Source organism: Winogradskyella sp. PG-2 (assembly GCF_000828715.1).
Lineage (GTDB): Bacteria > Bacteroidota > Bacteroidia > Flavobacteriales > Flavobacteriaceae > Winogradskyella.
Window position 1 is genome coordinate 3,753,634 of record NZ_AP014583.1, and the last position, 12,813, is coordinate 3,766,446.

Annotated in this window: 13 protein-coding genes; 8 read left to right on the forward strand and 5 right to left on the reverse strand. The window is 31.5% G+C overall.

The window, feature by feature from the left end; genetic code table 11:
• Nucleotides 1-62: 62 nt before the first annotated feature.
• The 4 genes from WPG_RS18915 to ytxJ all read right to left on the reverse strand — a co-directional run bounded on the left by WPG_RS18915 (nt 63) and on the right by ytxJ (nt 1,955).
• On the reverse strand, nt 63-230 hold the full coding sequence (locus WPG_RS18915; protein ID WP_316929959.1) for a hypothetical protein: 168 nt from the start codon (nt 228-230) through the stop codon (nt 63-65).
• 138 nt (nt 231-368) lie between these two features.
• Entirely contained in the window at nt 369-584 is a 216-nt protein-coding gene (locus WPG_RS18920; RefSeq protein WP_316929960.1) for a hypothetical protein, read from the reverse strand.
• Between the two features lie 157 nt (nt 585-741).
• On the reverse strand, nt 742-1,470 hold the full coding sequence (locus tag WPG_RS16855) for an acetolactate decarboxylase (RefSeq protein ID WP_045474855.1): 729 nt from the start codon (nt 1,468-1,470) through the stop codon (nt 742-744).
• Nucleotides 1,471-1,568: 98 nt separating this feature from the next.
• Nucleotides 1,569-1,955 (reverse strand): bacillithiol system redox-active protein YtxJ, encoded by a 387-nt coding sequence (ytxJ, locus tag WPG_RS16860; RefSeq protein ID WP_045474857.1) that lies wholly within the window; start codon nt 1,953-1,955, stop codon nt 1,569-1,571.
• Nucleotides 1,956-2,151: 196 nt separating this feature from the next.
• Between ytxJ and clpB the strand changes: the two genes are divergently transcribed.
• The 6 genes from clpB (at nt 2,152) to WPG_RS17990 (ending at nt 8,878) form a co-directional block, all read left to right on the forward strand.
• Complete coding sequence (gene clpB / locus WPG_RS16865) at nt 2,152-4,758, forward strand: ATP-dependent chaperone ClpB (protein WP_045474859.1); 2,607 nt, start codon at nt 2,152-2,154, stop codon at nt 4,756-4,758.
• A 161-nt stretch (nt 4,759-4,919) separates the two neighbouring features.
• Complete coding sequence (locus WPG_RS16870; RefSeq protein ID WP_045474860.1) at nt 4,920-5,786, forward strand: TraB/GumN family protein; 867 nt, start codon at nt 4,920-4,922, stop codon at nt 5,784-5,786.
• 74 nt (nt 5,787-5,860) lie between these two features.
• The gene (locus tag WPG_RS16875) at nt 5,861-6,457 is read left to right on the forward strand and encodes a TetR/AcrR family transcriptional regulator (RefSeq protein ID WP_045474862.1); all 597 of its coding nucleotides are present in this window, start codon (nt 5,861-5,863) and stop codon (nt 6,455-6,457) included.
• 207 nt (nt 6,458-6,664) lie between these two features.
• Nucleotides 6,665-7,000 (forward strand): thioesterase family protein, encoded by a 336-nt coding sequence (locus tag WPG_RS16880; RefSeq protein WP_231850221.1) that lies wholly within the window; start codon nt 6,665-6,667, stop codon nt 6,998-7,000.
• 246 nt (nt 7,001-7,246) lie between these two features.
• Nucleotides 7,247-7,921 carry a deoxyribose-phosphate aldolase gene (deoC, locus tag WPG_RS16885; RefSeq protein WP_045474864.1) on the forward strand — a complete coding sequence of 225 codons (675 nt, stop codon included), beginning with the start codon at nt 7,247-7,249 and terminating at the stop codon, nt 7,919-7,921.
• A 66-nt stretch (nt 7,922-7,987) separates the two neighbouring features.
• Nucleotides 7,988-8,878, forward strand: a complete 891-nt coding sequence (locus WPG_RS17990; RefSeq protein ID WP_084221615.1) for a histidine phosphatase family protein — start codon at nt 7,988-7,990, stop codon at nt 8,876-8,878.
• On the opposite strand, the gene WPG_RS16895 is transcribed toward WPG_RS17990, so the two are convergent.
• The gene (locus WPG_RS16895; RefSeq protein ID WP_045474867.1) at nt 8,864-9,622 is read right to left on the reverse strand and encodes a DUF6503 family protein; all 759 of its coding nucleotides are present in this window, start codon (nt 9,620-9,622) and stop codon (nt 8,864-8,866) included. The two genes, WPG_RS17990 and WPG_RS16895, sit on opposite strands and share 15 nt — an antisense overlap.
• A 107-nt stretch (nt 9,623-9,729) precedes the next feature.
• Here WPG_RS16895 and smpB point away from each other — a divergent pair, with 107 nt between their 5' ends.
• Both smpB and WPG_RS16905 read left to right on the forward strand, forming a co-directional pair.
• The gene (gene smpB, locus WPG_RS16900) at nt 9,730-10,188 is read left to right on the forward strand and encodes an SsrA-binding protein SmpB (protein ID WP_045474869.1); all 459 of its coding nucleotides are present in this window, start codon (nt 9,730-9,732) and stop codon (nt 10,186-10,188) included.
• Between the two features lie 161 nt (nt 10,189-10,349).
• Nucleotides 10,350-12,809 carry a DUF5686 and carboxypeptidase regulatory-like domain-containing protein gene (locus WPG_RS16905; protein ID WP_045474872.1) on the forward strand — a complete coding sequence of 820 codons (2,460 nt, stop codon included), beginning with the start codon at nt 10,350-10,352 and terminating at the stop codon, nt 12,807-12,809.
• Nucleotides 12,810-12,813 lie beyond the last annotated feature (4 nt).

Below are 12,813 nucleotides of genomic sequence, written 5' to 3' on the forward strand. Positions count from 1 at the left end.
TACAAAAAACTAATTATATCGATTAAGAACTCATTCTTGGTTATATATATACGTTTTAAGACTTAATTTAAACTATTCCTAGTTTCTTTATCTGCTAATTTTAATTGCTTGTTGTAGGCATCAATTCTGTTATGTGCTGTACCATCTATCAACAAAATAACGACCATCATAGCAATTGTAGTGATTGCAGATGCTCGCCAAGTTGGCTTATTAACAAAAATAATTAACAACGCCGCTACTATAATAATATCTGGTATGGCTTTAAAAACTATAGTTCTATATTAGTTTAAAGCTTTTTCGATACCTACAAATTCTGAAGCCACAAAAGCTGATGAATCCTCATTATAAGCTGTTTCAAATTGTTTGATTCAAGATTTATTGGTGTAAAATAATCCAAGTCCTATGGTCATAAGTAATAGACCAGCTATTAAGGTAGGAATGATGTAAGCTCTTGCCGTTTCTGTTTTTCCCAGCTGCCAAAAGCCTATGCTTGCAATTAAAAATAAAATCGCAAATAAGATGAAGAATCTGGTAGAAAAAACTTCAGCTTTGGTCCATTCAGTAGCTAATTTTAATATATCCATGGTTTGTTTTATCTCTAATTACACTAACGTATTGGTGTTTGTTTAGTTGCATTGGCTAGACTAAGTTAGTAAAAGAAAGCGTATCTGAAGGAAATCTGTAGGATTTTCCGAATACACAAAAAACAAGTTATTTTACTGCAGAATTTGTTAAACAATATTACTGTTTTATGTTAGGCAATTTCAGAACCATTCCATTACCCAAAGTTAGGTCATCTAAATGTCCTGCTAATTTATTGTCCGTTGTTTTTACATATAAGTGCATATTAGTGGAATGATGCGTAAAAATTGCATGATGAGAATCAGAGTAGAATCCCAAAATTTCAACTTTCTTATTCTTTAATCTTCCATTTAGTCCAGAACTTATATGTTTGTGATGAGAGTGATCCATATCTCCCTCATTCCAGTTAATTACGTGCCAATCAACTGATTTGCATATACCTTCTAGTAAAAATAGAAATGGTTCATCAATTTTAATTTGATTTTCTTTAGCGGTTTGTGCTATGTAATTCTCTAAGTCTTTATATGATAAAATATCATTAGGAATATGTATTGAGTTCCATTTTTCAACTTGCGCATAAACAAGTAGTGTTGCCTTTTTATTAAATGAATTATCGAACTTCAAAGTACTATCAATAACCATAGTATTAAAAGGCTTACCATCAAATATTTGAATTTCACCTTTTAGATTTTCAATCGCACCAAGTGCATAGAAATGTTTACTGTTTTCAAACGTTTTTAAATCAACTTTAGTAGAAATATCGCTTTTGTGCATCATATTTTTTAATGCGCCATTATACTCTACTTTAAATTTATTTGACTCTTCCTTTTCTGTTTTAAATGATACGATTAAGAATAAAACTAAAAGAATTAAAAAGTACTTCGTCATTTTTTAATGTTGCCCAACGTTAGTATATATAAAATTAGTCTTTTTTATAACTACATGCAGCTCAATAGCATAAAGTCAATACATAGAACTACGTAATTTTAAATAAACTTATCTAAATCCATCTCATTAATACCACCATGAGAGGCGTGCGCCACCACTACTCCATTCCGCAATACCAGTAATTGCGGAGATTGGTGCATTACTTGGAATTTATAACCGGTTTCATTTGAAACTTCTCTATAACTTAATAAATCTAAATAATATAAATCTGCGTTTGCATCTAGGTTGTAAGACGATACAAATTGGTTCATTACCATTCGGCTAATACCACAGCGTGTAGAATGCTTAAAAATAAGCTGTGTTTTAGTTTTAGATTTATCTTCAATAGCATGTAATTGTTCTATACTATTTAAAGCAATCCAAGGCAATACTTTTTCTTCTTTAGGTTCTGATGAACCACCAAACATTTTATTAAAAATCCCCATAACTTGTATACGATTATAACTAGTAAGTCGTTAACACTTTTTAATCTTACAAACTGACGAAACGTCACGCTACTACTAGAAGAATACGTCATTTTGTCTTCTTAGTTGTATTGGTAAGATTATTGACTAAAGGTAAACAAAACATAATACTAATTGTAGATTTCTACCTGTGTAGAAAATACAAAAAAAATAAAAGATGAATTTTAATAATTATACCATTAAATCACAAGAAGCCTTACAGCAAGCACAGCAGCTTGCGCAAGGTTTTGGTCATCAGCATATAGAAAATGACCATATTTTTAAAGCCCTTTTTGAGGTTGATGAAAACGTTTTACCATTCCTGCTAAAGAAGATGAATGTTAATGTATCAATATTTCAACAAATATTAGATAAGGAACTAGAAAGTTTTCCAAAAGTTTCTGGTGGAGATATTATGATTTCTCGCAATGCTAGTAAAGCTTTAAACGAGGCTTCTATCATTGCCAAAAAGATGAATGACGACTTTGTATCTATAGAGCATTTGGTATTAGCCATTTTTAAATCTAAAAGCAAGATTGCACAGATTCTAAAAGATCAAGGTGTTACAGAAAAGGTACTAAGCGCGAGTATAGATGAGTTACGCAAAGGAGATCGTGTCACCTCACAAAGTCAAGAGGAAACCTATAACGCACTTAGTAAGTATGCTAAAAACTTAAATCAGTTAGCTAGCGATGGCAAATTAGATCCTGTTATTGGAAGAGATGAAGAGATTCGTAGAATACTTCAAATTTTATCACGTCGTACTAAAAACAATCCAATTTTAGTTGGTGAACCAGGAACTGGTAAAACGGCTATTGCAGAGGGTTTAGCACACAGAATTATAGATGGTGATATTCCAGAAAATCTAAAAGACAAACAAATATTTGCTTTAGATATGGGTTCACTTATTGCTGGTGCAAAATTTAAAGGCGAGTTTGAAGAGCGCTTAAAAGCCGTTATAAAGGAAGTAACAACTAGTGATGGAGATATAGTTCTCTTTATTGATGAGATTCACACTTTAGTTGGTGCAGGTGGTGGACAAGGTGCCATGGATGCTGCTAATATTTTAAAGCCAGCTTTAGCACGTGGTGAATTAAGAGCCATTGGTGCAACTACATTAGATGAATATCAAAAATATTTTGAGCAAGATAAAGCCTTAGAACGGCGTTTTCAGAAAGTTATAGTGAACGAACCAGATACTGAGAGCGCTATTTCTATTCTTAGAGGTATTAAGGAGAAATACGAAACGCATCACAAGGTTAGAATTAAAGACGAAGCCATTATTGGTGCTGTAGAATTATCTGAGCGCTACATTACAAACCGATTCCTACCAGATAAAGCTATTGACTTAATGGATGAGGCTGCGTCTAAATTACGTATGGAAATTAACTCTAAGCCAGAAGAATTAGATGTTCTCGATCGTAAAATAATGCAATTAGAAATTGAACATGAAGCCATTAAGCGCGAAAAAGATGAAACCAAATTAAAAAGTTTAAAAGTTGATTTAGCAAATCTTAAAGAAGAACGCAATGAGATTAATGCCAAATGGAAATCTGAAAAAGAGGTTGTAGAAAACGTACAAACTATTAAACAAGATATTGAAAACTATAAACTAGAAGCGGAACGTGCAGAGCGTGAAGGCGATTATGGTAAAGTAGCAGAAATACGATACGGTAAAATTAAAGAGGCCACAGAATCATTGGAAGCCTTTCAAAAACAATTAACAGAACAACAAGAAACGGCCTTAATTAAAGAGGAAGTGACTTACGAGGATATTGCAGATGTTGTTGCCAAATGGACCGGAATTCCAGTAACCAAAATGATTCAAAGCGAACGTGAAAAGCTTCTTAAATTAGAAGATGAGTTGCATAAACGTGTTGTAGGGCAAGAAGAAGCCATAGAAGCTGTTAGTGATGCTGTAAGACGCTCTAGAGCAGGCTTACAAAATCCGCAAAAGCCAATAGGAACCTTTTTGTTCTTGGGTACAACTGGTGTTGGTAAAACAGAATTAGCTAAGGCCTTAGCCGAATATCTGTTTGATGATGAAAATGCGATGACACGTATTGATATGAGTGAATATCAAGAACGACATGCTGTAAGCCGATTAGTTGGAGCACCTCCTGGTTACGTGGGCTATGATGAAGGTGGTCAATTAACAGAAGCTGTAAGACGTAAACCATATTCAGTGGTGTTATTAGATGAAATTGAAAAAGCGCATCCAGATACTTTCAATATTTTATTACAAGTGTTAGATGAAGGGCGATTAACAGATAACAAAGGTCGTATTGCTGACTTTAAGAACACTATTATCATTATGACCTCAAATATGGGAAGTCATATTATACAAGAACGTTTTGAAGCTACAAAAGATATTGCTTCAGCCATTGAATCGGCTAAAGTGGATGTTTTAGGCTTATTGAAACAAAGTGTAAGACCAGAGTTCTTAAATCGAATTGATGATACCATACTCCTTACACCTTTATCTAAAGAAAACATTGTAGATATTGTTGGCTTACAACTAAATAGTGTTACTAAGATGATTGCTAAGCAAGGAATTACTTTTGACGCGACACCAGAAGCCATTAGTTATTTGGCAGAGAAAGGTTATAATCCAGAATACGGAGCTAGACCTGTAAAACGTGTTATACAAAAAGAGGTATTAAATCAATTAAGTAAAGAGATTCTAGCAGGATCTGTAACTACTGATAGCGTTATTCTTTTAGATGAGTTTGATGATAAACTCGTTTTTAGAAATCAGGGAGATTTAGTTGTTGAAGAATTCTAATACCACTGTAACATAATAGCTTAAAAATAGTCTATATAATGATTGGTTGGTTAAAGCAACACGGAATTTAAACGAAAAGCTATCGGTTAAAAGATGTGTTGCTTTCCTTTTGTAACAAAAAGTATTAATTTGCTACTTATACTTCAAAATTAAAACTTCATATGAAACATAAATTATCCCTTTTATTATTAGCGTTATTCTCAATTATTGGATTGCAGGCACAAAAATTAGAAAATTCTACACTTTGGAAAATCGAAGGCAATGGCCTAGATAAAGCATCTTATTTATTCGGAACCATACATCTTACATGCGACGCAACCATAGAAAATGATGTTAAAAAAGCATTAGATGACACCTCACAAGTTGTTTTAGAAATAGATATGGATGATCCTGAGTTACAAACTAAGATGATTAAGGGTATGTATATGAAAGATGGTAAAACGCTTAAAGATTTTGTTTCTGAAGAGGATTACCAAGCTATTGACTCTTTATTTATAAAAAATATTGGTGTTTCGGTGAAAACATCTGAAAACGTAAAACCTTTCTTCTTAGCAGCATCATTATATCCTCATATCTTAGATTGTCCACTGCAATCTTTTGAAGTTGAATTAATAAAAATTGCTCAAATACAAGGTGAAGATGTTCATGGTCTAGAAACAATAGAAGATCAGATACAAGTTTTTGAAGACATTCCGTACCAAGATCAAATCGACGATTTATTAGAAATGGCAAAGGATAATTTGGCTTCAGACAAAAAAGATTTTGCTAAAATGTTGTCTGTTTATAATGACGAAAACATTACAGACTTATTAGATATGATGGATGATGACGAAAACTCTTCAGTAGCTAAACATCAAGATAAATTATTAGTTACAAGAAATAAAAATTGGATTTCGAAAATTAAAACCTATGCTAATGAACAAGCTACCTTCTTTGGTGTTGGTGCTGGTCATTTAGCAGGTGAAAATGGTGTAATTAATTTATTACGAGCAGAAGGTTATACTGTGACTGCTGTTCGCTCAGAATAGTAATTAGCCGTAAAAAATAAAATAAGTCGTTAAAAATATACCAAACGGTATATTTTTAACGACTTTTGTTTTATATGCTTACTAAATCAGAACATACTACTCAATATATATTAGAAACTGTGGCGCCAATATTTAATAAAAATGGTTATGCAGCAACGAGTTTAAGTGATTTAACTTCTGCAACGGGTTTAACCAAAGGCGCTATTTACGGTAACTTTAAAAATAAAGAAGACTTGGCTATAGCAGCATTTAAGTATACAGTAAAAAAACTAATGTCATTAATTTCTGAATATATTTCTAAAAGCGACTATCCTATTGAAAAGCTGTACTTAATCTCTGATTTTTATCGCGACTATTATAAGTTGAGTAAAACTTATGGTGGTTGCCCAGTTTTAAATATTGGTGTAGATGCTAATAATCAAAACTCTGAATTATTAGATAATGTAAGAGTTGTTATAGAACGTATCCAAGATAAAGTCGCTACTATAATAGAGGATGGTATTGAAATTGGTGAAATTTCATCAGAAATAAATGCTATGCAGTATGCGAAACGATTAGACTCCATGATCCAAGGCGCTATTTTTATGACTTATACTATGGATGACGAATTTTATATGAAAGATAGCATGAATCAAATTGATGATATGATTACAAATGAACTAAGAGCATAATATTTTTTTAACCAATAATATACCGATTGGTATATTTTAAAATCAAATAAAGAGATGAATTTACCAAAGATTGTAGAAAGCCAAACGAAAATTAGATTTTAGGATTGCGATCCATTTAATCACTTAAATAACGGAAAGTACTCAGATTACTTTATGAATCATCGTGAAGATTAACTCGTAAGAAATTATGACATAGATATTTACAAAATGGCAAGAAAGACAGGGAGAAATTGGGTGTCTAGTAGTAATCAGATTGTATATTTAAAACCTGCTTTATTAATGGAAACTGTAACCATACAATCTCAGCTTATCTATTTTGACAAAAGCAATTTAAAAGCAGAAATGCGAATGTACAATCATGATAAGAGTGAATTAAAATCATTCATTTGGTGCAGTTTTGTTCACTATGATTTATTGAATCTAAAACGTGCTAACCATGCAGATGACATGATGCAATTGTTTAATGATATTTTAAATCCAATAAACGCAATAACTTTTGAAGAGCGATTAAAACAATTTAAACCTCAAAAAGAGGTAAAATAAATTCAACTTTAAGGTCGACTTTTCATATTAATAATCAAGCCATTAGCAAAAGTGAAATAAACTTTTCGATAAACGGCACAATAAAATTTAGGTTTTTACATACGTTTTAACCGATAAAACATTAACTTTATCGAGCTATTTAATTCCAACATAACTTAAGACATTATTAAACTTGTCCTGTAATCCCTCTACTTGTAGAGAATTACTATAGCTAACATTTTGTCTAAATCCTACTTAAAAAAATAAATGGAATTAAATAGATACATCGACCATACCCTACTAAGTGCATCCGCTACTGAAGCAGATATACTAAATCTTTGTGAAGAGGCCTTAAAATACAATTTCTATTCAGTTTGTGTTAATAGTAGCTATGTACCAATTGCTAAACAAATCCTTGGTAGGTCTGTCATTAAGATATGTACAGTCGTTGGCTTTCCTTTAGGTGCCATGTCAACAGAGTCTAAAATTTTTGAAGCAAAAAAGGCTATTGAACAAGGTGCTACAGAGATAGATATGGTAATGAATATTGGCAGATTAAAAAGCAAAAATTATGTCGCTGTATTAAAAGATATAAGCAATGTAAAACGTGCTATTGGTTTAGTGCCTTTGAAAGTCATTTTAGAGATTAGTGAGCTTTCAAAAAACGAAATCGTAAAAGCCTGTGAAATTTGCATAGATGCAAGAGCTGATTATATAAAAACATCAACAGGCTTTTCTAAGAGTGGTGCGACTCTAACTGCTGTTAAAATCATGAAAAAATCTGTAAAAAACCAGTTAAAAATTAAAGCTTCAGGTGGCATAAGAGATGTAGAAACTGCTCGAAAGTATATTGAAGTTGGTGTGGATAGAATAGGTGCCTCTTTAGGTGTTTTAATGATGAATGAACCTGAACAAGTTATATCTACTGATCCAACGATTTAACAACTTTTTAAAGGAATTACTCAGTTTCTAGATTATATTTGATGGTATTAATTAATCAATCTCGTCATGAAATCCTTTCTAGTTACACTCCTCTTCTTATGCTCATTTTCTATTTTTTCCCAAGAAACTTCGGATAAAGCTCAAATTGAAATAACGCTAAATAATTATATAGACGGTTTCTATAAAGGAGATACACTTAAATTGAAAGCTGCTCTAAAACCAAGACTATATAAATTTGGCTATTGGAAAAATAAAGATACTGGGAAGTACGAATATTATGATCAATTGACGTACAAGAACGCCCTGAAAATGGCGCAAAACACTAAAGAGAAAGGTAGAATACGCACTGAAACTAAAATGCGAAGTGTCAAAGTTCTTGAGATAAGTAATCACATAGCCTCTGCAAAAGTCACTGGATATTGGGGATTAGACTATATGTTACTTTCTAAAGACGATGGCAAATGGATGATAGAACAGGTGATTTGGGAAGGGCCTTTTGAAGAAGACTTTAAAAAAGAAGAAAAAACAACTACATTTTACTTAATTAGACATGCAGAAAAAGATCGCTCAGATAAAACGAATAGAAACCCGCATTTAACAGAAGCAGGTTTAAAACGCGCAAATAACTGGGCTAATGTTCTAAAAGAGGTAAAGTTTGATATGGTTTACTCTACTGATTACAATAGAACAAAAGAAACTGCAGCTCCTACTGCAAAAGCAAATAATGTTGAAGTATCATTCTACGATCCTAGAAAAATGAATTCAAAAGAATTTATGGAAACCACTAAGGGCAAAACCATATTAGTTGTTGGTCATAGTAACACTACTCCAATGTTTACAAATGGACTCTTAGGTGAGAAAAAATATGATATGATAGATGATAATAACAATGCAAATCTTTACATTGTTACAGTAACTAAAGACTCTAAAACCTCAACAGTTTTAAAGGTCGATTAAATCAACAGTTACATTTTCGAGTTCTATTTTAGACAGTAATTTTAACTGATTATTTTCAAATGCTTTTCCTAATTTGAAGAGTTGTATTGAATCATTTTCAGGTTTAAAATTGTTATAATCTACAAAGCGTAAACCATTAACATAGCGCTCATTATCAGCTTCTCTAAAGCGCATACCTTTACCATCGTCTTCATTATATGAATACGCAAGATAGTCTACTTTAAATATCTCTTTGTCAATCCAATACATAAAAACATCTTCATAATCTTCTCCTCCACCTTCTTGGTTAAAATTTACTTTTATTTTGTAGTAACCCTTATCCTTAATTTGTTCTTCACCAAGTAAAATTTTATTAACTGCGTTATCATTTAAACCCAATGGTAAAGTCGAAAAATAATGCACTGAGTTTACCGAAGCGCTATATTTTACAGCCATTGAGTCTTCAAGTTTAATCGGTTTTTTATTGATGTAACGTTGAAAGGTATTGCCATTTAAAAAATCTATAATTATATCATCCTTAATCATACGTCGCGACAAGACTTTCGTTTCTGATGTGTAAGACGATTTATAATGAATATCTCTAAAATCAAATTTTATTATAACAGCATTCCGATCAAAAATTTTACCGCCAAAATCTTCTATAGATTTGTTTACAATTTCATTAGCGGAAAGTACTTCTTCTTTTGTTTCATTCTTGCAGCCAAAGAGGCTAAATGTTATTAAAACAAGAGATAAATATTTCATATAATAATTTAAAAATTGATAGTCGTAAAACTATGAATAAGATTACGCAGTTTACTTTAGTCTAATAAACTTTTAACTATTAATTTTTAAGATTACCTTTGCTATCCATGCAAAAAACGGTTAACATACTTAACAAAAAGGCCAAATTTCAGTACGAGATATTAGATAAATTTACGGCAGGAATTGTGCTTACCGGAACTGAAATTAAATCCATCAGATCAGGTAAGGCCTCTATTGCGGAAAGTTTTTGCGAGTTTAATGACAAAGAAGAACTTTTTGTTATTAATATGACTGTCGAGGAATATGCATTTGGTAATTATTACAACCATAAACCTAAAGCAGTACGTAAGCTATTACTGAATAGAAAAGAGCTTAAAAAGCTAAAAAAAGAAATGGATGTAAAAGGTAATGCCATTATACCTCTTAAGTTATTTATTAATGAAAAAGGTTTTGCAAAACTTATCATTGGATTAGGTAAAGGTAAAAAGCTTTACGACAAGCGCGAGACCATTAAAGATCGTGATAACAAGCGCGACTTAGCTCGTATTAAGAAAAATTTCCGATAAATTTAAGAGCGCTATAACTTTTAACTGATTTATTTTAGTATATGTTTGAGTTCGTGTAGGCAACCATTTCAATTTTATTGACGTCTTTATAAATAAAGTCACAAAATTTGTAACACATCCTAAAATAATTAGCTAAAACATTAATCATCAATCTTACCCTCATGACAAAAAAATTACTCAATCTATTCTTTATTCTTTTTAGTACTCTTATAACAGCTCAAGTTGTTGGTAAAGTCACAAATACAAAAAACGAACCTCTACCCTTTGTAAACATACTTATAGATAATACTTATAAAGGTACCACTAGCAATGACGACGGTTATTACGAGCTCAATATCACTAAACCTAGAGTATATACAATAGTTTACACTTATTTAGGCTATAAAACGGTAAAGAAGAAAGTAGAAATTGATAAATTTCCATATACCATAAATGTAACATTAGAGGACGAATCTGTTTCACTTGGTGAAGTTGTAGTCAACTCAGAAGATAATCCAGCAAATGCTATCATACGACAAGCCATTGCTAAACGAAAAGAAAATTTAGATAAAATAAACACATTTAAAGCCGACTTTTATTCCAGAGGATTAATTAGAATTAAAGATGCACCTGAGAAATTTATGGGTCAAGAGATAGAAATTGACGGCTTAGATTCTACACGTACAGGAATTATTTATTTATCAGAAACCATATCTAAGCTTCAGTTTTTAAATCCAGACAAGCTCAAAGAAAAAATTACGGCCTCAAAAGTAAGTGGAGATAGTAATGGCTTTAGCTTTAATAATGCGAGTGATGTAGATTATAATTTCTATAACAATACCATTGAGTTTGGAAATGAAATCGTTTCACCTATTGCTAATAATGCGTTTAGTTATTATCGTTATAAACTAGAAGGTGTATTTTACGATGATAGAGGAAATCTAATTAACAAAGTTAGCGTAACTCCAAAACGCGAAAATGACCCTGTTTTCTCAGGTATCATTTATATTGTTGAGGATCAATGGACTATTTATGCTGTAGAACTAGATATTACAGGTGTTCAGGCTCGTATTCCTGCCGCAGATATTTTATCAATAAAACAAACATTTTCTTATTCAGAAGATAATAGTATTTGGGCTTTAATATCTCAAAGCCTCGATTTTAAATACAAATTCTTGGGCTTTAAAGGAGACGGTCGTTTTACTGCTGTATATAGTAACTACGAATTTAATTTACCTTTGACGAGAAAAGATTTTGGTAGAGAAATTGTTGCGTTTGAAAACGAAGCAAATAAGAAAGACTCCATCTTCTGGAATACTATTAGACCAGTACCTTTAACAAGCGAAGAGCAAATTGATTATATAAAAAAGGATAGTATTCAATTGGTAAAAGAATCAAAACCTTATCTAGATTCTATAGATCGTAAAAACAATAAATTTAAATTAGGAAGTATTTTAGGTTACACCTATCAAAACTCTCATAAAGATATTCGGTTAGGTTATGATATACCTTTAACTGGCATACAATTTAATACAGTACAAGGTTATACTGCAAAAGCAAATTTATTTTTTACTAAAGATTATGCTGACTTTAAAAGATTCTTTAGTGCTAATGCAAGTTTGCAATATGGGTTTTCAGATCAACGTTTAAGAGGTGTAGGTTCATTAACTTATAAGTTTAATAATACGTCGCGTTCATTTTTAACTCTCTCAGGAGGAGTAAGAACGGAACAATTTAATCCGTCAGTACCAATAACACCATTTATTAATACTGTAAGTACGTTATTCTTTGAGGATAACTACATGAAGATATATGACCGAAGTTTTATTCAGCTAAATCATTCTGAAGAACTGTTTAATGGTTTTAGATTGTATTCTGGTTTAAGTTACGAAAGACGAAAAGCATTATTTAATACGACTGACCAAGTTTTTAGAAATGAAGATAATGATGTTTATACCAGTAATAATCCATTAGACGAAACGGCTTATGGTGTTGCACCTTTTGAAACACACAATATTTTTAAAGCAAACATTACTGCTCAAATTAATTTTGGACAAGAATACTTAAGTTATCCAGATAGCAAATTTAATGTCAGAAATTATAAATATCCTACACTATTGCTGAGTTATGAAAAAGGTTTTGGTGCAACTAACAATGATTATAATTTTGACCAAGTGAAAGCAAGACTGTACCAAACTTTCAATATTGCAGATAAAGGGCGTTTTAGATACAACTTAAGAGCTGGTAAATTTTTTAATGCAGATGATATTGCTTTTATGGACTACCAACATTTTAATGGTAACCAAACTCATGTAAGCACAGAAGGCAATTATACTAATGTATTTAATAATTTACCATATTATGCAGGTAGTACTAATGATGCCTATTTAGAAGCACATGCAGAACACGATTTTAATGGTTTTATTTTAGGAAAAGTACCTTTATTAAATAAACTGAATTTTAATTTGGTTGTTGGAGCACATCTTTTAACTACACCAGATTTTAAACCTTACCAAGAGTATAGTATTGGTATAGATAACATTGGTTGGGGAAAATGGCGATTTTTACGTTTAGACTATGTAAGATCTTACCAAAGCGGATTTCAAAGTGATGCGATTTTGTTTGGCTTGAAATTCTTTTAACTTT

Excerpts from the sequence above, each read along its gene's own strand:
- WPG_RS18920 (WP_316929960.1), bottom strand. The coding sequence starts at position 584 with ATGGATATATTAAAATTAGCTACTGAATGGACCAAAGCTGAAGTTTTT.
- WPG_RS17990 (WP_084221615.1), top strand. The coding sequence starts at position 7,988 with ATGAAATCCTTTCTAGTTACACTCCTCTTCTTATGCTCATTTTCTATT.
- WPG_RS16855 (WP_045474855.1), bottom strand. The coding sequence starts at position 1,470 with ATGACGAAGTACTTTTTAATTCTTTTAGTTTTATTCTTAATCGTATCA.
- clpB (WP_045474859.1), top strand. The coding sequence starts at position 2,152 with ATGAATTTTAATAATTATACCATTAAATCACAAGAAGCCTTACAGCAA.
- WPG_RS16870 (WP_045474860.1), top strand. The coding sequence starts at position 4,920 with ATGAAACATAAATTATCCCTTTTATTATTAGCGTTATTCTCAATTATT.
- deoC (WP_045474864.1), top strand. The coding sequence starts at position 7,247 with ATGGAATTAAATAGATACATCGACCATACCCTACTAAGTGCATCCGCT.
- ytxJ (WP_045474857.1), bottom strand. The coding sequence starts at position 1,955 with ATGGGGATTTTTAATAAAATGTTTGGTGGTTCATCAGAACCTAAAGAA.
- smpB (WP_045474869.1), top strand. The coding sequence starts at position 9,730 with ATGCAAAAAACGGTTAACATACTTAACAAAAAGGCCAAATTTCAGTAC.
- WPG_RS16875 (WP_045474862.1), top strand. The coding sequence starts at position 5,861 with ATGCTTACTAAATCAGAACATACTACTCAATATATATTAGAAACTGTG.
- WPG_RS16895 (WP_045474867.1), bottom strand. The coding sequence starts at position 9,622 with ATGAAATATTTATCTCTTGTTTTAATAACATTTAGCCTCTTTGGCTGC.
- WPG_RS16880 (WP_231850221.1), top strand. The coding sequence starts at position 6,665 with ATGGCAAGAAAGACAGGGAGAAATTGGGTGTCTAGTAGTAATCAGATT.
- WPG_RS16905 (WP_045474872.1), top strand. The coding sequence starts at position 10,350 with ATGACAAAAAAATTACTCAATCTATTCTTTATTCTTTTTAGTACTCTT.